This is a genomic window from Castellaniella sp. GW247-6E4, from assembly GCF_040276065.1.
GTDB lineage: Bacteria > Pseudomonadota > Gammaproteobacteria > Burkholderiales > Burkholderiaceae_B > Castellaniella.
Genome location: NZ_JBELOI010000009.1, coordinates 158,837 through 182,950, shown reverse-complemented (window position 1 = coordinate 182,950; position 24,114 = coordinate 158,837). Strand labels below are relative to the sequence as shown.

23 protein-coding genes are annotated in these 24,114 nt (G+C 65.6%); 15 read left to right on the top strand and 8 right to left on the bottom strand.

Annotated features, from left to right (window positions below):
• Positions 1-76 precede the first annotated feature (76 nt).
• The gene (locus ABS761_RS12630) at positions 77-1,060 is read left to right on the top strand and encodes a quinone oxidoreductase family protein (protein ID WP_350408682.1); all 984 of its coding nucleotides are present in this window, start codon (positions 77-79) and stop codon (positions 1,058-1,060) included.
• Between the two features lie 6 nt (positions 1,061-1,066).
• Here ABS761_RS12630 and ABS761_RS12625 read toward each other — a convergent pair whose 3' ends face one another.
• Positions 1,067-2,077, bottom strand: a complete 1,011-nt coding sequence (locus ABS761_RS12625; RefSeq protein ID WP_350408681.1) for a class 1 fructose-bisphosphatase — start codon at positions 2,075-2,077, stop codon at positions 1,067-1,069.
• A 49-nt stretch (positions 2,078-2,126) separates the two neighbouring features.
• Complete coding sequence (gene pepN / locus ABS761_RS12620) at positions 2,127-4,829, bottom strand: aminopeptidase N (RefSeq protein WP_350408680.1); 2,703 nt, start codon at positions 4,827-4,829, stop codon at positions 2,127-2,129.
• Between the two features lie 116 nt (positions 4,830-4,945).
• Between pepN and ABS761_RS12615 the strand changes: the two genes are divergently transcribed.
• A complete protein-coding gene (locus tag ABS761_RS12615; RefSeq protein ID WP_350408679.1) occupies positions 4,946-5,644 on the top strand; it encodes a DUF4136 domain-containing protein in 699 nt (232 codons plus the stop codon).
• Positions 5,645-5,726: 82 nt separating this feature from the next.
• On the opposite strand, the gene ABS761_RS12610 is transcribed toward ABS761_RS12615, so the two are convergent.
• On the bottom strand, positions 5,727-6,098 hold the full coding sequence (locus ABS761_RS12610) for an H-NS histone family protein (RefSeq protein WP_350408704.1): 372 nt from the start codon (positions 6,096-6,098) through the stop codon (positions 5,727-5,729).
• Positions 6,099-6,246: 148 nt separating this feature from the next.
• Between ABS761_RS12610 and ABS761_RS12605 the strand changes: the two genes are divergently transcribed.
• From ABS761_RS12605 to thpD, 7 genes are all read left to right on the top strand, one after another.
• Positions 6,247-7,065: a carbon-nitrogen hydrolase family protein gene (locus ABS761_RS12605; RefSeq protein ID WP_350408678.1), complete on the top strand. Its 819-nt coding sequence runs from the start codon at positions 6,247-6,249 to the stop codon at positions 7,063-7,065.
• Between the two features lie 22 nt (positions 7,066-7,087).
• Positions 7,088-8,542 (top strand): metalloprotease TldD, encoded by a 1,455-nt coding sequence (gene tldD, locus ABS761_RS12600; RefSeq protein ID WP_350408677.1) that lies wholly within the window; start codon positions 7,088-7,090, stop codon positions 8,540-8,542.
• A 245-nt stretch (positions 8,543-8,787) separates the two neighbouring features.
• Positions 8,788-9,327, top strand: a complete 540-nt coding sequence (locus ABS761_RS12595; RefSeq protein WP_350408676.1) for a MarR family winged helix-turn-helix transcriptional regulator — start codon at positions 8,788-8,790, stop codon at positions 9,325-9,327.
• Positions 9,324-9,836, top strand: a complete 513-nt coding sequence (gene ectA / locus ABS761_RS12590; RefSeq protein ID WP_350408675.1) for a diaminobutyrate acetyltransferase — start codon at positions 9,324-9,326, stop codon at positions 9,834-9,836. Before ABS761_RS12595 ends, ectA begins: the two co-directional genes overlap by 4 nt.
• 19 nt (positions 9,837-9,855) lie before the next feature.
• Positions 9,856-11,163, top strand: a complete 1,308-nt coding sequence (gene ectB, locus ABS761_RS12585) for a diaminobutyrate--2-oxoglutarate transaminase (protein WP_350408674.1) — start codon at positions 9,856-9,858, stop codon at positions 11,161-11,163.
• Entirely contained in the window at positions 11,160-11,561 is a 402-nt protein-coding gene (locus tag ABS761_RS12580) for an ectoine synthase (protein ID WP_350408673.1), read from the top strand. Before ectB ends, ABS761_RS12580 begins: the two co-directional genes overlap by 4 nt.
• Before the next feature lie 10 nt (positions 11,562-11,571).
• Complete coding sequence (gene thpD, locus ABS761_RS12575; RefSeq protein ID WP_350408672.1) at positions 11,572-12,498, top strand: ectoine hydroxylase; 927 nt, start codon at positions 11,572-11,574, stop codon at positions 12,496-12,498.
• A 42-nt stretch (positions 12,499-12,540) separates the two neighbouring features.
• Here thpD and ehuA read toward each other — a convergent pair whose 3' ends face one another.
• From ehuA to ehuB, 4 genes are read right to left on the bottom strand one after another with little or no spacing between them, the layout of a single operon-like run.
• Positions 12,541-13,326: an ectoine/hydroxyectoine ABC transporter ATP-binding protein EhuA gene (gene ehuA / locus ABS761_RS12570; RefSeq protein WP_350408671.1), complete on the bottom strand. Its 786-nt coding sequence runs from the start codon at positions 13,324-13,326 to the stop codon at positions 12,541-12,543.
• Complete coding sequence (gene ehuD, locus ABS761_RS12565) at positions 13,323-14,015, bottom strand: ectoine/hydroxyectoine ABC transporter permease subunit EhuD (protein WP_350408670.1); 693 nt, start codon at positions 14,013-14,015, stop codon at positions 13,323-13,325. Before ehuD ends, ehuA begins: the two co-directional genes overlap by 4 nt.
• A 3-nt stretch (positions 14,016-14,018) precedes the next feature.
• Positions 14,019-14,690 carry an ectoine/hydroxyectoine ABC transporter permease subunit EhuC gene (gene ehuC, locus ABS761_RS12560; RefSeq protein ID WP_350408669.1) on the bottom strand — a complete coding sequence of 224 codons (672 nt, stop codon included), beginning with the start codon at positions 14,688-14,690 and terminating at the stop codon, positions 14,019-14,021.
• 13 nt (positions 14,691-14,703) lie between these two features.
• On the bottom strand, positions 14,704-15,564 hold the full coding sequence (gene ehuB, locus ABS761_RS12555) for an ectoine/hydroxyectoine ABC transporter substrate-binding protein EhuB (protein WP_350408668.1): 861 nt from the start codon (positions 15,562-15,564) through the stop codon (positions 14,704-14,706).
• Positions 15,565-15,907: 343 nt separating this feature from the next.
• Between ehuB and aroG the strand changes: the two genes are divergently transcribed.
• The 6 genes from aroG to mnmA are packed head-to-tail and all read left to right on the top strand — an operon-like array spanning position 15,908 to position 23,438.
• Positions 15,908-16,999: a 3-deoxy-7-phosphoheptulonate synthase AroG gene (aroG, locus tag ABS761_RS12550; protein WP_350408667.1), complete on the top strand. Its 1,092-nt coding sequence runs from the start codon at positions 15,908-15,910 to the stop codon at positions 16,997-16,999.
• Positions 17,000-17,031: 32 nt separating this feature from the next.
• Positions 17,032-18,450: an FAD-binding oxidoreductase gene (locus ABS761_RS12545; RefSeq protein ID WP_350408666.1), complete on the top strand. Its 1,419-nt coding sequence runs from the start codon at positions 17,032-17,034 to the stop codon at positions 18,448-18,450.
• Between the two features lie 17 nt (positions 18,451-18,467).
• Positions 18,468-19,961, top strand: coding sequence for an FAD-linked oxidase C-terminal domain-containing protein (locus ABS761_RS12540; protein WP_502881430.1), 1,494 nt, complete (start codon positions 18,468-18,470; stop codon positions 19,959-19,961).
• 29 nt (positions 19,962-19,990) lie between these two features.
• Positions 19,991-21,085, top strand: a complete 1,095-nt coding sequence (gene glcE, locus ABS761_RS12535; protein WP_350408703.1) for a glycolate oxidase subunit GlcE — start codon at positions 19,991-19,993, stop codon at positions 21,083-21,085.
• Positions 21,086-21,094: 9 nt separating this feature from the next.
• On the top strand, positions 21,095-22,327 hold the full coding sequence (gene glcF / locus ABS761_RS12530) for a glycolate oxidase subunit GlcF (protein ID WP_350408664.1): 1,233 nt from the start codon (positions 21,095-21,097) through the stop codon (positions 22,325-22,327).
• A complete protein-coding gene (gene mnmA, locus ABS761_RS12525; RefSeq protein WP_350408663.1) occupies positions 22,320-23,438 on the top strand; it encodes a tRNA 2-thiouridine(34) synthase MnmA in 1,119 nt (372 codons plus the stop codon). Before glcF ends, mnmA begins: the two co-directional genes overlap by 8 nt.
• A 21-nt stretch (positions 23,439-23,459) precedes the next feature.
• Here mnmA and ABS761_RS12520 read toward each other — a convergent pair whose 3' ends face one another.
• Positions 23,460-24,077: a glutathione S-transferase N-terminal domain-containing protein gene (locus tag ABS761_RS12520; RefSeq protein WP_350408662.1), complete on the bottom strand. Its 618-nt coding sequence runs from the start codon at positions 24,075-24,077 to the stop codon at positions 23,460-23,462.
• Between the last annotated feature and the right edge of the window lie 37 nt (positions 24,078-24,114).

The following is a 24,114-nucleotide window of genomic DNA, read 5'->3' as shown; positions in this document are numbered from 1 at the left end:
GCGGGGCTTCGTGATAGTCTAATGCGGTCTATGGAAGCAATGGTTCGGCGCATGATCGCGCATCGAGGAGATCGAGATGCAGTACAGCAGAAAGATCCTGGTTCGGGCGCATGGCGGCCCCGAGGTCATGGAAATTGTGAGCGAGCCGGTCCCGGAGCCCGCCAGCCATGAGGTCAGGATACGGCAGAAGGCGATCGGGCTGAATTTCATCGACCTCTACTGTCGCACCGGCCTATATCCCAACCCCCTGCCGCATGGCCTGGGCTACGAGGCCGCCGGGGTGGTCGAGGCCGTGGGCGCCGAGGTGCGCCATCTGCGCGTGGGCCATCGGGTCGCCTATGGCCAGAGCCCGATCGGGGCGTATGCCGAGCTGCGCAACGTGCCGGCGGACCGTGTGGTGGCGATTCCGGACTCGGTCGGATTTGAGCAGGCGGCGGCGCTGATGCTCAAGGGCCTGACCGTCCAGTACCTCTTTCGCCAGACCTTTCGCCTGCAGGGCGGCGAGACCATCGTCTTTCATGCCGCGGCTGGAGGGGTCGGCCTGATCGCCTGCCAGTGGGCCCGAGCCTTGGGCGTGCGTCTGATCGGCACGGCCTCCACCCCCGAGAAGGCGGCCCTGGCCCGCGCGAACGGCGCCTGGGAGGTCATCGACTATACGCGCGAGGATGTCGCCGCACGCGTGCTGGAACTCACTGAGGGGCGCAAGGTGCCGGTGGTCTACGATGGCGTGGGCAAGAGCACCTGGGCGGTGTCCCTCGATTGTTTGCAGCCGCGGGGCCTGCTGGTCAGTTTCGGCAATGCCTCGGGGCCGGTCGAGGGCGTCAATCTCGGGGTGCTGGCGGCCAAGGGCTCGCTGTTTGTGACGCGGCCCATATTGGGCACCCATGTCGCGACCGCCCAGGCCATGCAGGACGCCGCCGCGGACCTGTTCGAGCAGGTCGCGGGCGGCCACATCCAGGTGACCATCGGCCAGCGCTTCGCCCTCGAGGACGTCGCCCAGGCGCATCGCGCTCTGGCCGAGCGGCGCACGACCGGGGCGACCGTCCTCACGCTCGAGTGATGGGCTCTATGGCTCCTGGTGGTAGCGCCGCAGGCGCTCGACCTCGTTGCGCGACCCCAGGATCACGCCGGTGCGCTGGTGCAGCTGCTCGGGCTGCAGCTCGAGGATGCGCATATCGCCGTCGGTGGCGGCGCCGCCCGCCTGCTCGACGATATAGCTCATAGGGTTGGCCTCGTACATCAGGCGCAGCTTGCCCTTGCGGCCCGAGGATCGGGCATCGCGCGGATACATGAAGACCCCGCCGCGCGTGAGGATGCGGTGCACGTCGGCCACCATCGAGGCGATCCAGCGCATGTTGTAGTTCTTGGCCAGCGGGCCGTTTTCGCCCTGCAGGCACTCGTCGATGTAGCGGCGCACCGGCGCCTCCCAGTGGCGCATGTTCGACATATTGATGGCGAATTCGGCCGTGTCCTCGGGGATGCGGATATCGTCGTGCGTCAGCAGCCACGATCCCATCTCGCGGTCCAGCGTGAAACCCACGACACCGGCGCCCACGGTCAGCACCAGCATGGTTTGCGGGCCGTAGACCGCATAGCCCGCCGCCACCTGGCGTGTCCCGGATTGCAGGAAGTCCTCCTCGGAGATCTCGCGGCCCGCAGCCTCGTGCGGAGCCTGGAGGACCGAGAAGATCGTGCCGATGGAGACGTTCACGTCGATGTTCGAGGAGCCGTCCAGCGGATCGAACAGCAGCAGGTTCTGGCCCTTGGGGTAGTGGTTGGGGATGCGGTGGATGGTCTGCATTTCCTCCGAGGCCATGGCGGCCAGGTTGCCGCCCCATTCATTGGCTTCGAGCAGGATCTCGTTGGAGAGCACGTCGAGTTTCTTTTGGACCTCACCCTGGACGTTCTCGGTGCCCAGGCTGCCGAGCACGCCGCCCAGCGCGCCCTTGCTGACGGCATGGCTGATGGCCTTGCAGGCGCGCGACACGGTTTCGATGAGCAGGCGGACCTCGGCGGAGACGGCCTGGTGCTCACGCTGCTGTTCGACCAGGTACTGGGTCAGGGATTTGAATTTCAAGGTGCTTCCCCCATTGATAGGTGTGGATGATAAGCCGGTATGGTTGCCGTCAGACGTTCAGGGCCTTGGAGACGATTTCCTCGACATTGCGTGACAGGCCCGGCGCGCCGTGGACCCGGCGCAGTGCCTCGCGCATGGCCTCGCGGGCATACGGTGCGTAGCGGGCCCAGTTGTCGAGCCCGCGCGCGAGGCGGGCGGCGATTTCAGGGTTGATCTGGTCGAGCGCGAGGACCTGCTCGGCCCAAAATGCGTAGCCGGCGGGCGTGTGCAGGCCCTTGAGATTATCCATGCAATAGCGAAAGAGCAGCGATCGGGCCCGGTTCGGGTTGCGCAGAGAGAAGTCTGGATGGGCCATCAGCGCGCGCACCCGCGCGACGTCGCAGGAGGGTGCGGTTGCCTGGACCGCGAACCAGCGGTCGACGACCAGGGGGTCGTGCCGCCAGCGCATATGGAAGTCATCGAGGATGGCCTTGGCCGCGGAATCCTCGTCGTCCTGGCTCAGCAGGGCGGTCAGTGCGCCCATGCGCTCGGTCATGTTGCGCGCGTCCCGATATTGCGCGAGTGCTCTTTCGCGTCCGTCCCCGGCTCGTGCGGCCACCAGGTAGGCGAGAGCCAGGTTGCGCAGCGACCGGCGCCCGGCGGAGGCGGGATCGGGTCGATAGGGGCCGTCGTCGTCGGCATTGCGGTCGTGGACTGCGCGCCAAGTCTGCGCCAGTCCGGCACCCAGCGCCCGCTGCATGTGTGTCCAGGCCCGGACGGTGGCCTGGGGGTCCATGGGCTGGGTGAGTTCGAGGATTTCCTTGGGCGAGGGCAGGGCGAGCAGCCGCGCCTGGTAGGCCGGGGTCAGCTCCGTGTCGGCCAAGGCCGCGCGCCAGGTCTCGAGCAGAGGGTCAGTTGCGGGGGGCGGATGGCCGCCCTGGAAAGCGGCGACGCAGGCGAGCAGGTGGCGCCGGGCGAGTTCCTGGCCCGCCTCCCAGCGGGCGAATGGATCCGTGTCCTGGCGTGCCAACAGCGCGAGCTCGGCGTCGGGACGTTCGGCCTCGATGATCACCGGCGCCGAGAAATTGCGCAGCAGCGAGACCACGGGCCGCCGCGCGATGCCGGGCAGCACCCAGGTCCGGGAGGCTTCGCGCAGCTCCAGCAGGAGGGTGTCGCGCAGTTCGCCTTCCCATTCGATCCGGATGGGCTCGCCGTCCGGGTCGAGCAAGCCGATCGCAAAGGGGATGTGCAGGGGCGGCTTGGACGCGGCCGGGGCCTGGCGCGCCTCGAGCCCCACGGGGTCGCAGCGCTGGCTCAGCGTGATGCGGCAAGTCTGCGCCGTCGCGTCGTGGTCGATCCGTACCTGTACGCGGGGCGTGCCTGCTTGTGAATACCAGCGGCGGAATACCGAGAAATCCTCTCGGGGATGTAGCCGGCGGTAGACCGATTCCATGGCATCGACAAAGTCGTCGCAGGTGACGGCCTGGCCATCGTGGCGCCGGAAATATTCGTCCAGCCCCGCGCGAAAGCCGGCCTCGCCCAGCAGGGTGTGCTGCATGCGGATGACCTCCGCGCCCTTTTCGTAGACCGTGGCCGTGTAGAAGTTGGCGATCTCCTGATAACTGTCGGGGCGGATGGGGTGTGCCATCGGGCCGGCGTCCTCCGGGAACTGGGCGATGCGCAAGGTCGTGACGTCGTCGATACGCTTGACTGCGCGAGCGCTGGCCGCCTCGCGGTCCGGCAGGCCAAGGGCCATCATGTCGGCGGAGAATTCCTGGTCGCGGAAGACGGTCAGGCCCTCTTTGAGGGAAAGCTGGAACCAGTCGCGGCAAGTGACGCGGTTGCCGGTCCAGTTGTGGAAGTATTCATGGCCGATCACCGCTTCGATGCCGCGGTAGGCCGCATCGGTGGCGGTGTCCGGGTCGGCCATGACGTAGGCGGCGTTGAAAATGTTCAGCCCCTTGTTTTCCATGGCTCCCATGTTGAAATCGCGGGCCGCGACGACCATGAACCGGTCCAGGTCGAGTTCGAGGCCGAAGCGCTGCTCGTCCCAGCGCATGGCGTGCGCCAGGCAGTCCAGCGCCCAGCGGGTCTGTTCGCCGCAGCCGCGGTCGCTATAGACCTGCAAGGTGGCGGGCTTGCCACTGCGCGTGGTCTCGATGCGCTCGAGGCAGTCGAAGTCGCCCGCCACCAGGGCGAACAGATAGGACGGCTTGGGGTGGGGATCCTCCCAGATGGCCTGGTGGCGGCCATCGCCCAGGGTGCGCTGGGCGATCAGATTGCCGTTTGATAGCAGCAGTGGAAAGGGGCCGGGCTGCGCGCGCAGCGTGACGTGATAGCGGGCCATGACGTCCGGGCGGTCCGGAAACCAGGTGATGCGCCGAAAGCCCTGCGCCTCGCACTGGGTGAATAGTTTCCCGCCCGAGACATACAGGCCCATCAGGCTGGTATTGGCAGCGGGCCGGCAGGCGCTGGTCACGACCAACGTGAAGGAGCGGCCCGCGGGTGGTCGCAGCGTCAGGGTGTGGTCATTGAGGGTGTAGTCGCCGGCCGAGAGCGCACGGCCATCGAGCATGATGGAGACGAGTTCCAGATCCTCGCCGTAGAGCTCCAGTGCGTGCCCCTCGAGGCCCTCGGCCGGCTCGAATCGCAGTGTCGAGCGCACCAGAGTGCGTTCGGGGTCCAGGTCGAACTCGAGGCTCACCTCGGGCAGGCGGTAGGGGTATGGTGTGTAGTCGAGGCGATGGATGGTCTGGATGGAGTCGGTACGCATGGCGGAGGCTTGGGGGCGGTGTGCGGCAGGGCCTCCATTGTAGTGCGCACGCGCCGTCGTCGTCGCCGGTGTATCGGTGTGCAACCACGGGGTTCCGCGCAGTCGCCGCAAGCTCTATGATGAAGGCCTGTGGCCCGCGGCGCCGGGCGGTCGTGGATGAGGTGCGGTATATGGTCCAGGCAGGCATGTCCCGCTGTGCGCGGTTCCTGCGTGCGGGCGTGGCGGTGTTGGGAATGATTGCGCTGGGCGGATGCGCGTCCACGTTCTCGGCCGAGGTCACGCGCTATCAGCAATGGCCGGCCGATGCCGCCGGTGCGCATTACCGCGTCCTGACCGGGGATGACGAGAAAAACGATCTGCAATTCCAAGCCTATGCGGACATGATACGCGCGGCCATCGGTGTGACCGGCCTCGTCGAGGCCCGCCAGGAGGCGGATGCGCGCTTTGATCTGCGGATGGATTATGGCAGCCCGATGACGCGCGCCTGGATTTCGCGGCCGGTCGATCCTTTTTATTATCCGGGCGGTCCTTACGGATTTCACGGACCTTATGCCGGCATGTACCGCCCCTGGGGCGGATGGGCGTTCGGCCCGCCGGTCGAGAGCGTGCCCGTGGACTTGTATCGCCATACTCTGACAGTGACGATCAAGGATCGTCGACAGCAAGGCCGGGAGGTCTATCGCGCCACCGCAGTCAGTCTCGGACAGTCCGACAACCTGACGGTGGTCATGCCGTATTTGGCGCGCGCGATATTCGACCGTTTCCCCGGGCATAATGCCCAGGTGATCGAGGTCGAATATCCAATGGACGGCTGAGGCGCCTCGGGCAGACCGTCGTCTTGGCATCCTCTGGACAGTCGGGCGGCGAGCCGGCGCGCCGACGTGTCCCGGGGAATCCTTACTGCTGGATCAGGAAGGTGTCGCGGGATTGGCCCTGTGCTTCGGCATCGGTGATCCAGCGCGGCGCCTTGCCCCGACCGGTCCAGGTTGCCTGGGTTTCCGGGTGGCGGTATTTCGGGGCGATGACGCGCTTGGTGGTTTTCGCCGCAGCCTTGCGGGTGCCGCCCTGGGCCGCTGGCCGGCCACCGGATCGGCGGCCCAGGGCAGCGGTGATTTCCTCGAGACTGATATCGTATTCGCGCATCGAGCGGACGATGGAGGCGATCACGGGAGCCCGTTGTTTGCTTTGCAGGTTTTGCATCTGCTTTTGGAGTTTGGTGATTTCTTTTTCGAGTTTGAGCTTTTGTGTGGAATAGCTAGCACGGGCCATTATGTTTTCCGTATTGGTTGTGGTTGAAAGCGGATAATAGAATGCGAAAGCGGATTTTAATTCATTATTAATGGATTGTGGCATTCTTGTAATGTATTTGGAAGTTTCAACGGGTTTTTTTGTGTGGTCGGTTTTGATGGAAAATGGCATGAACGAGGAAGATCGGCGTTTTGCGGTGGCCGCGGTTCAAATGGTGTCGGGGTTTGCCGTAGAGGCCAATCTCGAGCGCGCGGACGCCCTGATTGCACGCGCGGCCGCCGGCGGCGCGCGGCTGGTGGCCTTGCCTGAATATTTTTGTCTGATGGGCAGGCGCGATACGGACAAGATCGACGCCGCCGAGCGGCCAGGCCGGGGGCCGATTCAGGAGTTCCTGGCGGCGCAGGCGCGCCGCCACGGCATTTGGCTGCTTGGAGGGACGTTGCCCTTGCAAAGTCCCGATGCCGGCCGCATCTACAATGCGTGCCTGGTGTTTGGGCCCGATGGCGAGGTTTGCATGCGCTACGACAAGATTCATTTATTCGGTTTTCGGCGGGAGGCCGAGTCCTATGATGAATCGGCGACCATCCGGCCCGGTGAGAATGCACCGCCGGTCTTTGAGTCGCCGTTCGGCCGCGTGGGCCTGGGGATTTGCTACGACCTGCGTTTCCCCGAGTTTTTTCGTGCCCAGGGGGATGTGCGGCTGATGGTTTTGCCGGCGGCTTTTACCTATACCACGGGTTCTGTACACTGGGAGGTATTGCTGCGCGCGCGGGCGATCGAGAATCAGTGCTACGTGCTGGCCAGCGCCCAGGGCGGCAAACACGAAAGCGGCCGCAGGACCTGGGGCCATTCCATGTTGATCGACCCCTGGGGCGAGATTCTCGAATGCTTGCCCGAGGGCGAGGGCGTCGTCGCCGGTGTACTCGAGGCCCGCCGCCTCGAGCAGGTGCGCGAGTCCCTGCCGGCCCTGCGCCACCGCGTGATGTGATTGCCACGAACAAAGGAAGAATATGAAGCTGATAGAACCGGACATGGAATCGCTGGCCACCGCGCGATCGCTGCTCCTTGAGCCTTGGGGGCTGGACGAGTCGCATCTGGCGCGGGCCTTGTCCGAGATCCATGCGCACAGGGTCGATTATGCCGACCTGTATTTTCAATATAGCTGCAGCGAAGGCTGGAGCCTCGAGGAAGGCATCGTCAAGACCGGCAGTTTTTCGATCGACCAGGGCGTGGGGGTACGTGCGGTCAGCGGCGAGAAAACGGCGTTTGCCTATTCGGACAGCCTGTCCGAAGCCGCATTGATGTCCTCGGCCCGCGCGGTGCGCACCATCGCGCGCCAGGGGGCCGGGCGCCGGCGCATCGAAGGCGTCCCCGATGGCCGCCAGCGTCTGTACGCGCCGGTCAATCCGGTCGATTCGCTCTCGGCGCCCGACAAGGTCGCCTTGCTCGAGCGCGTCGAACGCATGGCGCGCGCCGCCGATCCCGAGGTGATTCAGGTGATGGCGGGCCTGGCCGCCGAATACGACGTGATTCTGGTGGCGGGCAGCGACGGCCGCCTGGTCGCCGATGTGCGTCCGCTGGTGCGCCTGTCGGTCACGGTGATCGCCGAGCGCCAGGGCCGCCGCGAGATGGGCAGCGGCGGCGGCGGCGGGCGCACCGGCCTGGCCTACTTTACGGACGAGATCCTCAAGGAGTATGTGCGTCGCGCCGTCCACGAGGCCAGGGTGAATCTGGAGGCGAGGCCCGCACCCGCCGGGCAGATGACGGTCGTCCTGGGGTCGGGCTGGCCGGGCATTCTGCTGCACGAGGCCGTTGGCCACGGTCTCGAGGGGGACTTCAATCGCAAGGGCTCCAGCGTGTTTTCGGGGCGGATCGGCGAGCGCGTGGCCTCGCGCGGGGTCACGGTGGTGGACGACGGCACGCTGGCGGACCGGCGTGGTTCGCTGAACGTGGACGACGAGGGCCATCCGACACAGCGCAACGTGCTGATCGAGGATGGGATTCTCAAGGGCTATATGCAGGATTCGCTCAACGCGCGCCTGATGGGGCAGGCCCCCACCGGCAACGGACGCCGCGAGTCCTATGCCCACCTGCCGATGCCGCGCATGACCAATACCTATATGCTGGCTGGAAATACCTCGCCACAGGACATCATCGCCTCGGTTGAGCGCGGCTTGTACGCCGTCAATTTCGGTGGTGGACAGGTCGACATCACGAGCGGCAAGTTCGTGTTTTCGGCCTCCGAGGCCTACATGATCGAGAACGGCAAGATCGCGTATCCGGTCAAGGGCGCCACGCTGATCGGCAGCGGGCCCGCGGCGATGAGCCGGATCTCGCTCATCGGCGACGACCTGCAACTCGACAGCGGGGTGGGGACCTGCGGCAAAGAGGGGCAGAGCGTGCCGGTCGGTGTGGGGATGCCGACCCTGCGCATGGACGGCCTGACGGTCGGCGGCACGGCCTGAGGGACCCCGCCTCGTGGCGCTTTCGGGCCCGCCTGTTGGCGGGCCCGGTGTTTTTGTCGTGTCGCTTACTTGCTTGACCCACATGATTCGTAGGCTTATCATTTCAATAGAAATTGATTCTTTCGCGACTACCCATTAACGATGGGGCCCGACTTCCTTCGAGGGATGCTCGGGCTTCGGTCGAGATTTTCGGGCCAACGCGCATTGGCGTCTCTTTTGATCATGGATATTTCGGCGGGCAGGATATGAGTACAGAGGTCGATACGCAGCAGGATTACGATTTGCGCATTTTGCGGGCCTTGCGCCGCATCACCCGTTCCGTGGCGCTGCATTCCCGCCAGCTTGCGGCGTGCAGCCACATCACCGGACCCCAGCTCGTGTGCCTGCGCACCATCATCCAGCATGGCCCGTTGACCGCCACGGCGATCAGTCGCGAGGTCCATGTCAGCGCCAGCACGGTGGTCGGTATTCTCGACCGCCTCGAGGACAAGGGTTTGATCGTGCGGGAACGCGGCCGCGAGGATCGGCGGATCGTGTTCATCACCGCCACCGAGGCCGGCCACAAGCTCGCGCGCGACACGCCGTCGCCGCTCCAGCAAAAGCTCTCTGAATCGCTCAAGGCTCTGCCCGAGCTCGAGCAGGCGACGATTACGCTCTCACTCGAGCGCGTGGTGGCTTTGATGGAGTCCGACGCCGGCATCCGGCAACCCGCCGACCCTCAATCCCCCATGCTCGATGTGCCGGTCGGGGGCGGCGTGGCGCCCGAATCGGGACTGGTGGTTTGAGGCTGCGCGAGCCCCATCCCCCCGATGGCCCTTCCATGTCCGGGCTGGTGCGCGATTGCCCACCGCTGGACGCGAATTCCACATATATCTACCTGCTGCTCGCAGAACATTTTCCCGAGACCTGCATCCTCGCCGAGGACGCCGAGGGCCTGTCCGGCCTGGTGACCGGCTATCTGCCGCCCGGCCGGCCGGACACGCTGTTCGTCTGGCAGGTGGCGGTGGCCGCGCGCGTCCGCGGCCAAGGGCTCGGACGGCGGATGCTGCATGCCTTGCTCGGGCGTGCGGCGCTGTCGCGGGTCCGCTACATCGAGACCACGGTCGGCCCGGGCAATCGGGCATCTCGGCGGATGTTCGCCGGGCTGGCGCGGGGCCTGGGCGCGGCGGCGACCGAGACGTCATTGTTCGACGCTGGATTGTTCGAGGCGACGGACCATGGCGCGGAGCCGCTGCTGCGCATTGGCCCGTTCGAGAGGCCCGTCGTTCACGCGGCGGCGAGCCATGTTTGCTAGACAATGAAAGGAGATACGCATGGACTTAAAAATCTTTGACCGGATGGAGTCCGAGGTCAGGGGCTACGTCCGGTCTTTCCCGGTGATTTTCAGCAAGGCCAGCGGGTCGGAGCTGTTCGACGAATCCGGCAGGCGCTACATCGATTTCTTCAGTGGCGCGGGTACGCTCAATTATGGCCACAACAATGCGATCCTGAAGGACCGCATGATCGAGTACCTGAATGCCGATGGCGTGGTGCATGGCCTGGATATGGCCACCAGCGCAAAGAAATACTTCCTCCAGACCATCGACCGGCTGATCCTCCAGCCGCGCGGCCTGCGCTATACCTTGCAGTTCACCGGCCCGACAGGCACCAATGCCGTCGAGGCCGCGCTCAAGCTGGCCCGCCAGGTCAAGGGCCGGCACAACGTGATCTCATTCACACATGGGTTTCATGGCGTGTCGAGCGGCTCGTTGGCGGCGACCGCCAACCGCAAATTCCGCAAGGCCGCCGGCATGGCGCTGAGCAACACCACGTTCATGCCCTACGACGGCTACTTCGGGCCGGACGTCAACACCATCGTCTACCTCGAGCGCATGCTGGCCGACACCAGCAGCGGCCTGGATCTGCCGGCCGGCGTGATCGTCGAGACCGTGCAGGGTGAAGGCGGCGTCAATGTGGCGTCGCAACGTTGGCTGCGCGAACTCGAGCGGCTGTGCCGCCAGTACGACATGTTGCTGATCGTCGACGACATCCAAGTCGGTTGTGGCCGCACCGGCGGGTTCTTCAGTTTCGAGGCGGCGGGGATTTCGCCCGACATCCTGACCTTGTCCAAGTCGTTGTCGGGCTTCGGGTTGCCGATGTCGCTGGCGCTGTTCAAGCCCGAGCTGGACATCTGGGAGCCAGGCGCGCACAGCGGCACCTTCCGGGGCAACAATCTGGCCTTTGTGACGGCCGCCCAAGCCCTCGAGACCTACTGGAGCGATCCCCTGTTCCAGGAGCGGATCTTTGCCAAAGAGGTGATCGTGCGCGACTGGCTCGAGAACCTCGTCCACAGCTACCGGGATGCGGGCCTGAGCGTGCGCGGCCGGGGCCTCATCCAGGGGCTGGTCACGCCGGCAGGCGGCGATCTGGCGTCCCGGATCGCCCGCAGGGCCTTCGAACTCGGGGTGGTGGTCGAGACCTCGGGCGCGAACGACGAGGTGCTCAAGGTCCTGCCGGCGCTGACGATACCAGGCCGGCAGCTCGAGCATGGGCTGGAGGTCATCGAGCGCGCAACCGCCGAGATCCTGGCCGAGCAGGGCCGTCGCGCCCGTTCGCTGAAGGTCGCCGGAGGGGTGCGATGATCGTCCGGAACGTCAACGAGATCGAGGGTACCGTCGACGAGATCATCACCGCCAACTGGACCAGCCGCCGTGTGCTGCTCGCGCGCGACGGCATGGGGTTCTCGTTTCACGAGACCGTGATCCTCCCGGGGACCGAGACCCATATCCACTACCGCAATCATCTTGAGGCGGTCTGGTGCATCGAGGGCGATGGCGAGGTCGAGACCATTGCCGATGGCCGCAAGTACACCCTGGGCCCGGGGGTGGTCTATGCATTGGATGACCATGACGAGCATTGGCTGCGGGGCGGGCGCGAGCCCCTGCGGGTCATCTGCGTCTTCAATCCCCCGTTGACCGGGCGCGAAGTCCACGACGCCCGGGGCGTCTATCCTCTGCCAGCCGGGGCGGAACACGGATGAGGAGCTCATCATGAAAGACTATTACGAGTCGCGCCGCGGGCGCGGCGCCGGGCTGCTCTCGCGGCGGGAGCCAGTGGTCTATGGCGGCGGCGCCTACGCCCGAGGCCTGGATCCCGAGCGGCTGCAGGCCTACGAGCGTGACGGTTTTGTCGTGCTGCCCGGGGTCCTCGCGGCCGACGAGGTCGAGGCCTTGTGCAACGAGGTGGAGGCGCTTGGCCGCGACCCGGTCATCGGAGCGGGCGAGGAGGTCGTCCGCGAGCCCGACGGGCAAGCCTTGCGCTCGATCTTTCGGATCCACGAGACTGGCCGGCTGCTGGCCGATCTGCCGCGCGATCCGCGCCTGCTGGATGTCGCGCGTCAGATTCTGGGCTCCGAGGTCTATATCCACCAGTCGCGCGCCAATATGAAGCCGGGCTTCGAGGGCCGTGAGTTCTATTGGCACTCGGATTTCGAAACCTGGCACGTCGAGGACGGCATGCCGGCGATGCGCGCGCTCAGTTGCTCCGTCTTGCTGAGCGACAACGAGGCGGCCAATGGCCCGCTAATGCTCATCCCCGGATCGCATCGGCAGTTCGTGTCGTGCGTGGGCGAAACGCCCGAGGATAACTATCGCCGGTCCCTGCGCCGCCAGGATCTTGGCGTGCCCGATCCGGTCAGCCTGCGCCTGCTGGCCGATGGCGGCGGGATTCATGCGGTGGTGGCGCCCGCGGGCTCGGTTGTGTTCTTCGACTGCAACGTCTTGCACGGTTCGGCGGGAAATATCTCGCCGTGGCCGCGCAACAATGTATTCATGGTCTACAACAGCGTGGACAATGCGCTGGTCGAGCCGTTCCACGGGATGCCGCCCCGGCCGCGGCACATCGCCGCGCGCGGCGCCCCCGAGGCGCTGACGCCAAGGCCCTTTCGCGTGCGCGAGGCCTGTAGCCACGTGGCTTGAGCACTCCTCCGGGGACCGGCCCCGCGCGGCGGGGCGGGGCGCTCAACCAGACTGGCGCGCCTCCATGAAGCCCTTGAGGAATTCGCGCGTGCGCGCCTCGCGTGGCGTACTGAAGATTTCTTCGGGCGGGGCCTGCTCGACGATCGTGCCCTTGTCGAAGAAACAGACTCGATCCGAGATTCGCCGGGCGAAGTCCATTTCATGGGTCACCAGCAGCATGGTCAGGTCGTGCTCCTCGGCCAGCCGCTGGATCACTGTCAGCACTTCGCCCACCAATTCCGGGTCGAGGGCCGAGGTCGGTTCGTCAAACAGCATGATATGGGGCCGCATGGCCAGCGCACGGGCGATGGCGACACGCTGCTGCTGGCCGCCCGATAGCTGGCTGGGAAATTTCTCCGCATGGTCCGACAGGCCCACCAGTTCGAGGTATTCGCGGGCACGCTCGCGGGCCTCGGCCTTGCTCAGGCCAAGGACGTGGATGGGGGATTCGGTGATGTTGCGCAGCACCGTCATGTGGGGGAACAAGTTGAATTGCTGAAAGACCATGCCCATTTCCTTGCGCATGGCGCGCAGGTGCGGTTCGCCAGCGGGCACCAGCCGCCCGCCCCGGTACTCGTGCCACAGGGGCTTGCCGGCCACGTGGATCATGCCCTCGTCGATGGTCTCGAGCGTCATCAGGATGCGCAGCACGGTGGACTTGCCCGATCCCGAGGGGCCGATGATCGTGACTTTCTCGCCCTTGCGGACCTCGAAGTCCAGGTGGTCCAGCACGATGGCTTCGCCAAAGCGCTTGACGATTTTTTCCATGGTGATGATGGCTTCGTTCATCGCAGGGGAATTCCTTGTTTGGGCAGGCGCTCGTCCAGATAGCGCACGCCGGCCGACGCGACCAGAGTCAGAATCAGGTAGAGCGCGCCGACCATGGTCAACGGCACCATATAGTTGAAGCTGCGGTCTCCGATGATGCGGGCGACGTTGAGCATTTCCAGGATGGACACCACCGACAGCACCGGCACATCCTTCATGATCGATACCAGGTAGTTGCCCAGAGCCGGGATGATGCGCGGCAGGGCCTGGGGCAGGACAATGACGCCGAACGTGCGCAGCGGCGAGATGTCCAGGGCCCGGGCGGCCTCGGTCTGTCCGTGCGTGATGGACTCCAGGCCGGCACGGTAGACCTCCGAGGTATAGGCGCTATATTGCGCGCCAAGGGCCAGAGCTCCAGTCATGAAGGCCGGCAGGACCAGTCCGTATTCCGGCAGCACGTAATAGAGAAAGAACAGCTGGACCAGCAGCGGCGTGTCCCGCAGGAACTCCGTGAACACTCGGGCCGGCCAGGCGATCCACCGGGCGCGGACGCTCTTGAGGCCGGCCAGGATCAGGCCCAGGACGGCCGCCACGGCGAATCCCAGCAGCGTCGCCTGGATGGTCACCACCATGCCGCGCAGCAGGATGGGCAGGATCGACCAGGCGAAGGTCCAGTTATCGGCGGTGTTCCATTCGATGCCGAACAGCATGGCTCAGGTCCCCCGTGGGCGCCAGCGCCCCGCGTGGCGCTCGAGCATGCGCATGAATGCGGCCAGGACGAGCGCCATGCCGAAGTACATGAGCAGCAGCACGGTGTAGAGCGAGACGCTGTCCTGCGTGAAATTGCGGATGCGCTCGGCCTGGAACGCCAGATCGCCCAGGCCAATCAGCGAGACCAGGGCGGTGTCTTTCAGGTTCTGGATCGTGAGGTTGCAGAAGCTCGGCATCATTTCAGGGATCGCCTGTGGAATGGCGATGCGCCAGAGGATCTGGCGCGGTGTGAAGTCCAGCGCCTTGGCCGCTTCGTGCTGGGCCGCCGGCACGGCCTGAATGGCGCCGCGCACCACTTCGGCCCCGTAGGCCCCGATGTTCAGCGAAAGCGCGAGGGTTCCGGCAACGACCGGCGACAGGCGCAGATCCAGTCCCAGCAAATCACCAGCCACCGGCAACGCAAAGAAGAGCCAGAACAATTGCACCAGCAGGGAGGTGCCCCGGAAGACCTCGATCAGGGCGATCGAACCCCAGCGCAGCAGTCGGCGCGTCGACAGCCTGCCGATGCCGAAGGCAAACGAAAACACCCCACCCAGCAGCGTGGAATATAACGTCAGCTCGATCGTGACGCGCGCGCCCTGCAGCAGCGGGCGGGCATAATCCATCCAGTCCATGCGGTTTGGACGGTCATTGTGCGCAGAGCTGGGCGGTGGTCTTGGTGAAGGAGCCTTTGGCGTCCTCGGCCGAGAAGCCGTAGCCGCTGAGGATTTTTCCCCAGGCCGGGGTTTTCTTGAACTGTGCCAGCTCGGCGTTCACGGCATCGCGCAGCGCGGTCGAGCTCTGGTCGAACGTGAAACCGCCCCAGCTGCGCACCGGCGCGCCGTCGACCACCGGGTCCTTGAAATCCTTGGCGGCCTCGACCTTGTCGCTCTTGGCCGCAAGCTGGCCCACGGTAAGGCTGGTGGCGGCATAGCCGTCGGCGCGCCCGGTCGATACGGTCGAGATGGCATCGGCGTTGTTGGCGATCGTGACGATTTGGGCATCGGGGACCTTCAGCGCCTGCAGCATCTCGAGCTGATCGGCACCCGCCATGATGGCGATCTTGTGGCCGGATTGGGCGAAGCTTTCGTAGTTGTGGATGTTCTCGGGATTGCCCTTGGCGACCAGCAGGCCCTCGCCATACGAACTGTTGGGCTCCGAGAACAGCACCTGCTCGCAGCGCTGCGGCAGGATCGCCATCTCGGCGGCCACCATATCGTAGCGCTTGGCCTTCAGCCCGGGGATGAGCGAGCCGAAATTGGTGGTCGTCCATTCGATCTTCTTGATGCCCAGCGCCTTGGCGATGTGCTTGGCGACGTCCGGGCCGACGCCTTTGGCCTCGCCGCTCACATCCATGTACCCATAGGGGATTTCGTTGGCGACCGCGACGCGCAGCACGCCATTTTTCTGGATTTCAGCCAGATCGGCCGAGACCGCCGACGTGCCGGCCAGGCTCATGACGCAGGCGCCGGCCAGGCCCAGGACGAGTTGTTTGCGTTTATTGTTCATGCGGGTCTCCTGTGTTCACATCAAATGATACTTCTTCGAATGATCAATTATAGAATGATTTCTATACGAATCAATTTCATGGAAATCATTCACCAGGAAACGATGGCGGGCTGAATATCGGCGGCGCCTCGTGAGGCACCGTTTGGCATCCGGGCGCGAATGTGCTAGGATGATTCCATGTACGCCGTTCCCTATTTTTTTTACTTTTTTATGTTTCCAAAGCCGCTGGTGGAGGAAGGGGATCGTTGTACAAAAAAGTAGTCGAACAAAATTCCCAAAAAAGCCGCCGGCGCAGCCAGGCGGCTTTTTTTGTGCCGCCTCGGAATCCGGCAACCGATGGAGCATGACCGTGTCACACAATACCGACGATTTACGTATCCGCGAGATCAAGGAACTCGCCCCTCCGGCCCACATCATGCGCGAGTTTCCCTGCACGCCCGCGATCTCCAAGGGGGTCTACGATGCGCGGCGGGTCATCCACGAGGTGTTGCAGGGCCGGGACGACCGGCTGGTGGTGGTGATCGGGCCGTGTTCGATCCACAATCCGACGAGCGGGCTCGAATATGCGCGGCGCCTGGCCGAGCAGCGCGAGCGCTTCAGGGGCGAGTTGGAAATCATCATGCGTGTCTACTTCGAAAAGCCGCGCACCACGGTGGGTTGGAAGGGGTTGATCAACGACCCGGGCCTGGACGGCAGTTTCAACATCAACCAGGGCCTGCGCACGGCGCGCGAACTGCTGATCGACATCAACGGCCTGGGCTTGCCGGCGGGCAGCGAATTCCTGGACATGATCACGCCCCAGTACATTGCCGACCTGGTGTCCTGGGGGGCGATCGGCGCGCGGACGACCGAGAGCCAAGTGCACCGCGAGCTCGCCTCGGGCCTGTCCTGCCCGGTGGGCTTCAAGAACGGAACGGATGGCAACATCCGTATCGCCCAGGATGCCATCAAGGCGGCCTCACAGCCGCATTACTTCCTGTCGGTGACCAAGGGCGGCCATTCCGCCATCGTGTCCACCGTGGGCAACGAGGACTGCCACATGATTCTGCGCGGCGGCAAGAGCCCCAACTATGATGCCGAGAGCATCGAGGCGGCTTCGCAGGCGCTGGAAAAGGCGGGCATGCGGCCGCGGCTGATGATCGACGCCAGCCATGCCAACAGCAACAAGGACTACACCCGTCAGCCGCTGGTGATCGAGGACATCTCGCGCCAGATCGAAGGGGGGGACGAGCGGATCTTCGGCGTCATGGTCGAGAGCCATCTGGTCGGCGGGCGTCAGGATCTGGTGCCGGGGCAACCGCTGGTCTATGGTCAGAGCATCACCGATGGCTGCATCGATTGGGATGCGTCAGTGACGGTGCTCGAGCGCCTGGCCGCGGCGGTGGTGGGCCGGCGCACCGCCCTGGCCGCCGCCTCGGTGGGCGACGCCGCCTGACCCATTCCGCCGGCATCCGATAGGACAAACACATGGATACCCTGATTTTCGAACAGCGGTCCCGGCCTGTGCCGGAGGGATTCCTGGCCGCCTTGCAGACGCATTTCGGCGAGCGCTGTTCGCTCGCCTATTCGGTGCGCGAGCAACACGGACGCGACGAATCGCCGTATCCGCCGATGCCGCCCGAGGCCGTGGTGTTCGCCCGGACGATCGACGACGTGGTCTGGACGGCACGGCACTGCCATGCGCATGGCGTGCCCCTGATTCCCTACGGCGCGGGCACTTCCCTCGAAGGCCACTTGCTGGCGGTGCAGGGCGGCGTCAGCCTCGATCTGTCCGGCATGGACGGGATCCTCGAGGTCCATGCCGAGGATTTCACGGCGGCGGTCCAGGCCGGCGTGACGCGCAAGCAGCTCAATGAGGCTTTGCGCGATACTGGCCTGTTCTTCCCGATCGATCCAGGCGCCGACGCCAGCCTGGGGGGCATGTCGGCCACCCGGGCTTCGGGCACCAACGCGGTGCGCTACGGCACCATGCGCGAGAACGTCATGTCGCTGAAGGTCGTGACCGCCGACGGCCGGGTCATCCAGACCGCGAACCGGGCGCGCAAATCCTCTGCGGGCTACGACCTGACCCGCTTGTTCGTGGGCAGCGAGGGGACACTGGGGATCATCGTCGAGGTCACGGTGCGCCTGTACCCTCTGCCCGAGGCCGTCTCGGCCGCCATCTGCAATTTCCCCAGCCTGGACGCGGCCGTGCGCAGCGTCATCGAGATCATCCAGCTCGGCGTGCCGGTGGCGCGCGTCGAGTTCATGGACGCCGGCGCCGTGCGCGCGACCAATCGGTACAGCCATCTGAGTCTGCGCGAGACGCCCCTGCTGTTGTTCGAGTTCCACGGCAGCCCCGCTTCGGTGCGCGAGCAGGCGGCCCAGGTTCAGGACGTCACCCGCGGGAACGGTGGCATGGATTTCGAGTGGGCCGAGCGGCCCGAGGATCGCAACCGCCTGTGGACGGCGCGGCACAACGCCTATTTCGCGGGTCTGCAGTTACGTCCGGGCTGCCGCGCCAGCACCACCGACGTGTGCGTGCCGATTTCGCGCCTGGCCGAGTGCGTCGGCCAGACCGCCGCCGAACTGGACCAGGCGAGTTTTCCTTATACAATCGTGGGGCACGTCGGGGACGGGAATTTCCACGTCCTGATGCTCCTGGATCCAGACGATCCGGGGGAATGGGCCGAATCCGAACAATTGAACCATCGGCTCGTCGAGCGCGCCATCGCCATGCAAGGGACCTGCACTGGCGAGCATGGCGTGGGTTTGCACAAACAGGTGTTCATGCGTGCAGAACACGGCCAGGATGCGTTGGATGTGATGGCGGCCCTCAAGGCCGCCCTCGACCCGCGCGATATTCTCAATCCGGGGAAGGTGCTGCCACGGCCGCCAGCCCCATGAACGAGTCATCAATGACCATGGATACATCCCGTCGAGAACAAGCACCAGGTGGCGCGCCGGACTTCGCCGGCCTGCTGTCGAGTCTTGCGCACGACGTTCCGGCGCACTGCATATTGACCCGGGTGGAGCAGACCACGGCCTACGAGTGCGATGGGCTGACGCTGTATCGGGAGCGCCCGCCGGTGGTGATCTTGCCCGAGAACGAGGATCAGGTGGTGGCGGTGCTGCGGGCCTGCCGGGCGTTCAACGTGCCGCTGGTGGCGCGCGGCGCGGGCACCGGGCTCTCGGGCGGGGCCACACCCCATGCCCAGGGGGTGCTGGTGGGCCTGGCCAAGCTCAACACCATTCACCGGCTCGATGATCAGGCTTGCGTGGCGGTGGTGGGTCCGGGGGTGCGCAACCTGGCGATCTCCGAGGCGGCTGCCGCGCACGGGCTGTACTATGCCCCCGATCCGTCCAGCCAGATCGCCTGTTCGATCGGCGGCAACGTGGCCGAGAACTCAGGCGGCGTGCACTGCCTGAAGTACGGACTGACCGTGCACAACGTGCTGCGGGTGCGGGTCGTGACCATCGAGGGCGAGATCATCGAGCTGGGGGGCGAGGCGCCGGATGCGCCGGGCCTGAACCTGCTGTCGGCCTTCATCGGCTCCGAGGGCATGCTGGGGCTGGTCACTGAGGTGACCGTCAAGCTGATTCCCCGACCGCAGCTCGCGCAGGTGGTCATGGCGAGCTTTGCCAGCGTCGAGGCGGCCGGCCAGGCGGTGGCGCGCGTCATCGCCGACGGGATCATCCCCGCAGGGCTCGAGTTCATGGACAAGCGCTCGGTGCACATGGTCGAACCCTTTGTGCAGGCGGGCTACGATCTGGAGGCCGAGGCGATTTTGCTGTGCGAGTCCGACGGCACGATCGAGGAGGTGGCCGATGAGGTGGCGCGCGTCGAGGCGCTGTTGCGCGAGGCTGGGGCCACGCGGCTGCAGGCGTCCGCCTCGGAGGCAGAGCGCCTGCGGTTCTGGGCGGGGCGCAAGAACGCCTTTCCGGCGGCCGGACGCATCTCGCCCGACTACTATTGCATGGACGGCACGATTCCACGGCGCCATCTGGGCCGGGTGCTCTCGGAGATCGCGGCAATGGAAGAGCGCTTTGGGCTGCGCTGCGCGAACGTGTTTCACGCGGGCGATGGCAATCTGCATCCCTTGATCCTGTTCGATGCCAACCAGCCCGGCGAGGTGGCGCGTGCCGAGGCCTTCGGCGCGGCCATCCTCGAACTATGCGTCGAGGTGGGCGGTACCATCACCGGCGAGCACGGCGTGGGGATCGAGAAAATCGACCAGATGTGCAGCCAGTTCACGCGCGAGGAGCTCGACGCGTTCTCGGCCTTGAAGCGCGCCTTCGATCCCTACGGCCTGCTCAACCCGAACAAGCTCATCCCGACGCTGGTGCGCTGCGCCGAGTACGGCAAGATGCATGTCCACAACGGCGAGCTGCGCTTTGCCGATCTTCCACGTTTCTAGTGCCGTACGCACACGGCAAGGCGTTCATGATGGATTTCGTGCTGACCGAGTTTTGCGATCAAGTGGCCACCGCGCGCGCTGCCCAGCGGCCCGTGCTCATCCGTGGCGGGGCGACCCGGATGTTCTATGGCGAGCCCCGAGGATTCGAGCCGGCGGCCGATCGCCTGTGGCTGGATATCGCACCCTATCACGGCATCATCGGCTACGAGCCCTCCGAGCTCGTGATCACCGCGCGCGCGGGCACGCGGCTGGCCGAGATTGAGGACGCGCTGGCCGAGCGTGGCCAAATGCTGGCCTTCGAGCCGCCGCGCTTTGGGCCCGAGGGCACGTTGGGCGGTTGCGTGGCCACGGGGCTGTCGGGGCCGCGCCGGATGGCGGCCGGCCCCTTGTCCGACTTCGTGTTGGGCGTGCGGCTGCTCGATGCCAATGGCAATGTGCTGCGCTTTGGCGGCGAAGTCATGAAAAACGTTGCGGGCTACGACGTCTCGCGCCTGCTGGCGGGGTCGCTGGGCGTGCTGGGCGCGATCGTCGAGGTGTCCCTGAAGGTGATGCCGCTACCCCGGCGCGAGCTGACGCGCGTGCTCGAGGTCGACCAGGCGCAGGCGCTGGCCTCGTGCGTGCGCTGGCGCGCGCAGCCCCTGCCGGTGTCGGCCACCGCCTGGATCGACGGTCCCGAGGGCGGGCGGCTGTACGTGCGCCTCTCGGGCAATGAACCGGCCGTCAACCAGGCGAGCGCCGCAATCGGGGGCGAGGTGCTCGAAGCGGCCGATGCGGCGTTCTGGCAGGCCTTGCGCGACCAGACGCACCCGTTCTTTGCGCAGCGCCCCTTGTGGCGCCTCGCGGTACCGCCGACGACCGAGCCGCTGGCGCTGGGTGAGACGCTCATCGAGTGGCAGGGCGGCTTGCGCTGGGTGTCCGCGCCGCTGGAGGCCGGCGCCCAGGTGCGCGCACGCGCCCAGGCGGTCGGTGGCTCGGCCTGTCTGTACCACCATGACGGCCAAACCGGCGGGCACGCGGTCTTTCACCCGCTGGCCGCCAGCGTGCTGCAGATCCATCGGCGCCTGAAGCACGAATTCGACCCCGCGGGCCTGTTCAACCCCCATCGCTTATATCCGGAATTCTGAGGCCAGACTATGCAAACCAATCTTGCGGATTGGGCACGTGACACCGATTTGGGCCGTGAGGCCGATGAGATTCTGCGCCGCTGCGTGCACTGCGGCTTTTGCCTGGCGACCTGTCCGACCTACCAACTCCTGGGTGATGAACTCGACAGTCCGCGCGGGCGCATCTACCAGATAAAGGAGGTGCTCGAGGGGGCCGAGCCGACAATGGTCACCCAGCAGCACCTCGATCGCTGCCTGACCTGCCGCAATTGCGAGACGACCTGTCCTTCGGGGGTACAGTATGGCGCGCTCGTGGACATCGGCCGCCAGATCGTCAGCGAGCGAGTGCGCCGGCCGCTGGGCGAGCGGCTGCTGCGTGAGACGCTGCGCCGGGTGCTGGGCTCGCCCTGGTTTGCGCCACTCTACCGGATCGGGCGCCTGGCGCGGCCCGTGCTGCCGGCCGTCCTCCAATCCAAGATTGCCGCCGCGCGCCCGGCGGGCGCCTTGCCCGTCGATGCGCGCCGCCATACGCGCCAGGTCCTGATGCTGTCCAATTGCGTACAGCCCGCCATGATGCCCTCGATCGATGCCGCCACCATGCGGGTGCTCGATGCGATCGGGGTGGGGGCCCGATTTGCCACCGGCTCGGGGTGTTGCGGGGCCATCAATTTTCACCTCGATGCCCAGGAGGCGGCGCTAGCGCAGATGCGCCGAAATGTGGATGCGTGGCTGCCGCTGCTGGAGTCAGGTGAGGTCGAGGCGGTGGTGATCAACGCCTCGGGCTGCGGGGCAATGGTGCGCGAGTACGCGCATCATCTGCGCCACGATCCAGCGTATGCCGAAAAAGCGGCGCGCTTGGTCGAACACGTCCGGGACGTGGCCGAGTTCCTCGCACCCATGGCCGCTGAGGTGCGCGCGCGCATGCGCGTCGCGCCGGGACGCACGGCGTTTCATCCGCCGTGCACGCTGCAGCACTGGCAGGGCCTGCGCGCGGTGACCGAGCGGCTGCTCGGCGAGCTGGGCTTCGATCTGCAGACCTTTGCCGACTCGCATCTGTGCTGCGGCTCGGCGGGCACGTACTCGATTACCCAGCCGGCGCTGTCCAAGGCGCTGCGCGAGCGCAAGCTCGAGGCGATTCAGGAGACCCTGCCCGAGCACATTGTCTCGGCCAACATCGGTTGCATCACGCATTTGCAAAGCGGCACCCAGGCGCCGGTGCGCCACTGGATCGAGATCGTCGACGAGGCCATCACCCATGGGTGAACGCTCCACGACGCGCGCGCGCGTCGTCGTCGGCATGTCGGGCGGTGTGGATTCCTCGGTCTCGGCCTGGTTGTTGAAGCAGCAGGGCTTCGAGGTCGTCGGCCTGTTCATGAAGAACTGGGAGGACGACGACGATACCGAGTACTGCTCCGCGCGCCAGGATTGGCTGGACGCGGCCAGTGTGGCCGATGTCGTCGGCGTCGACCTCGAGGCTGTGAACTTTGCGGCCGAATACAAGGATCGGGTGTTCGCCGAGTTTCTGCGTGAGTATTCCGCGGGCCGCACGCCCAATCCCGATGTGCTCTGCAATGCCGAGATCAAGTTCAAGGCCTTCCTCGACCATGCCATGAGTCTCGGGGCCGACTACATCGCCACGGGCCACTATGCCCGGGTGCGCCGCATCGAGTCGCCCGCGGGCGTCCGCAGCCAATTGCTCAAGGCCGTGGATGCCAGCAAGGATCAGAGCTATTTTCTGCATCGTCTCAGGCAGGATCAGTTGGCCCGCACGCTGTTCCCGCTGGGCGAGATCCGCAAGACCGAGGTGCGCCGCATCGCCCGCGAGCTGGGCCTGCCCAACGCGGGCAAGAAGGACTCCACGGGAATCTGCTTCATCGGCGAGCGGCCCTTTCGCGAGTTCCTGAACCGCTACCTGCCGACCAAGCCCGGGCCGCTCCTGACGGCGGACGGGCGCGAGCTGGGCCGTCATCAGGGGCTGGCGTTCTACACGCTGGGCCAGCGCAAGGGCCTGGGGATCGGCGGCGTGCGCGGCCGGCAGCGCGAGGACGGCACGGCCGATGCCTGGTACGTCGCACGCAAAGACTTGCGGACAAATTCGCTGTATGTCGTCCAGGGGCATGACCATCCCTGGTTGTTGACGCGGACCCTGCAGGCCGGGGATGCGAGCTGGATCGCCGGCGAAGCGCCCACGCCCGGACGTTACGGAGCCAAGACGCGTTACCGGCAGTCCGATGCGCTCTGTGTGTTGCGCCCCGAAGCCGATGACGGATTCAGCCTGGCCTTCGACGAGCATCAATGGGCCGTGACCCCCGGTCAGTCAGCCGTGCTGTACGACGGCGAGGTGTGCCTGGGCGGGGGCGTCATCGACGCCTGATGGCCCACGCGAATCCGGGTTTTATTTGGGCGCCGCGAATTGGGTGCCCGTGAACGACGGGCGCGTCATGAGTTTTTGCATCAGGCGATCAAGGTTGTCGTGCCCGGCGCGCCAGTTCATGTCTGGAAAACGGAAATCCAGGTAGCTCAGCGCCGCACCCACAGCGATATCGGCCAGGCACAGGTTCACGCCCGTACAGAAGGCCTGTTCACCCAGCAACTCATCCATGTGGTCGACCGTGGCGGCGACCTTGTTCAACTGGCGATCGATCCAGTCCTGGCTGCGTTGAGCGGGCAGTCGCATGGTCTGCTCGAGGCGGGCGGTGACGGCCGCGTCCATGGCCCCATCGGCGAGGGCTTCCCAGAGCTTTGTCTGGGTGCGCTCGCGACCGGATGGCGGGACCAGCCGGCCAACTGGCGAGAGCGTGTCCAGATATTCGACGATGACGCGCGAATCGAACAGCGCGCCGTTTTCGTCCATGATCAGACAGGGTACCTTGCCTAGCGGATTATGTGCCGGCACCTGGGAATCAGGGCCCCAGACGTCGTCGAGGACCAACTCGTAGTCCAGTTTTTTCTCTGCCATCACGATACGTACCTTACGGACGTACGGACTGGTCAGCGTACCGATCAATTTCATGGCAAAACGAGGGAGTCACGGGCCTGGAAAGTATAGC

What these genes read in the sequence shown, in the direction of transcription:
- ectB (WP_350408674.1), top strand. Translation starts at nt 9,856, where the DNA reads ATGGACTTAAAAATCTTTGACCGGATGGAGTCCGAGGTCAGGGGCTAC.
- ABS761_RS12545 (WP_350408666.1), top strand. Translation starts at nt 17,032, where the DNA reads ATGGATACCCTGATTTTCGAACAGCGGTCCCGGCCTGTGCCGGAGGGA.
- glcE (WP_350408703.1), top strand. Translation starts at nt 19,991, where the DNA reads ATGGATTTCGTGCTGACCGAGTTTTGCGATCAAGTGGCCACCGCGCGC.
- thpD (WP_350408672.1), top strand. Translation starts at nt 11,572, where the DNA reads ATGAAAGACTATTACGAGTCGCGCCGCGGGCGCGGCGCCGGGCTGCTC.
- ABS761_RS12580 (WP_350408673.1), top strand. Translation starts at nt 11,160, where the DNA reads ATGATCGTCCGGAACGTCAACGAGATCGAGGGTACCGTCGACGAGATC.
- ehuB (WP_350408668.1), bottom strand. Translation starts at nt 15,564, where the DNA reads ATGAACAATAAACGCAAACAACTCGTCCTGGGCCTGGCCGGCGCCTGC.
- ehuA (WP_350408671.1), bottom strand. Translation starts at nt 13,326, where the DNA reads ATGAACGAAGCCATCATCACCATGGAAAAAATCGTCAAGCGCTTTGGC.
- mnmA (WP_350408663.1), top strand. Translation starts at nt 22,320, where the DNA reads ATGGGTGAACGCTCCACGACGCGCGCGCGCGTCGTCGTCGGCATGTCG.
- pepN (WP_350408680.1), bottom strand. Translation starts at nt 4,829, where the DNA reads ATGCGTACCGACTCCATCCAGACCATCCATCGCCTCGACTACACACCA.
- glcF (WP_350408664.1), top strand. Translation starts at nt 21,095, where the DNA reads ATGCAAACCAATCTTGCGGATTGGGCACGTGACACCGATTTGGGCCGT.
- ABS761_RS12615 (WP_350408679.1), top strand. Translation starts at nt 4,946, where the DNA reads ATGATGAAGGCCTGTGGCCCGCGGCGCCGGGCGGTCGTGGATGAGGTG.
- ehuD (WP_350408670.1), bottom strand. Translation starts at nt 14,015, where the DNA reads ATGCTGTTCGGCATCGAATGGAACACCGCCGATAACTGGACCTTCGCC.
- ehuC (WP_350408669.1), bottom strand. Translation starts at nt 14,690, where the DNA reads ATGGACTGGATGGATTATGCCCGCCCGCTGCTGCAGGGCGCGCGCGTC.
- aroG (WP_350408667.1), top strand. Translation starts at nt 15,908, where the DNA reads ATGACCGTGTCACACAATACCGACGATTTACGTATCCGCGAGATCAAG.
- ABS761_RS12605 (WP_350408678.1), top strand. Translation starts at nt 6,247, where the DNA reads ATGAACGAGGAAGATCGGCGTTTTGCGGTGGCCGCGGTTCAAATGGTG.
- ABS761_RS12610 (WP_350408704.1), bottom strand. Translation starts at nt 6,098, where the DNA reads ATGGCCCGTGCTAGCTATTCCACACAAAAGCTCAAACTCGAAAAAGAA.
- ABS761_RS12595 (WP_350408676.1), top strand. Translation starts at nt 8,788, where the DNA reads ATGAGTACAGAGGTCGATACGCAGCAGGATTACGATTTGCGCATTTTG.
- ABS761_RS12630 (WP_350408682.1), top strand. Translation starts at nt 77, where the DNA reads ATGCAGTACAGCAGAAAGATCCTGGTTCGGGCGCATGGCGGCCCCGAG.
- ABS761_RS12540 (WP_502881430.1), top strand. Translation starts at nt 18,468, where the DNA reads ATGGATACATCCCGTCGAGAACAAGCACCAGGTGGCGCGCCGGACTTC.
- tldD (WP_350408677.1), top strand. Translation starts at nt 7,088, where the DNA reads ATGAAGCTGATAGAACCGGACATGGAATCGCTGGCCACCGCGCGATCG.
- ABS761_RS12520 (WP_350408662.1), bottom strand. Translation starts at nt 24,077, where the DNA reads ATGAAATTGATCGGTACGCTGACCAGTCCGTACGTCCGTAAGGTACGT.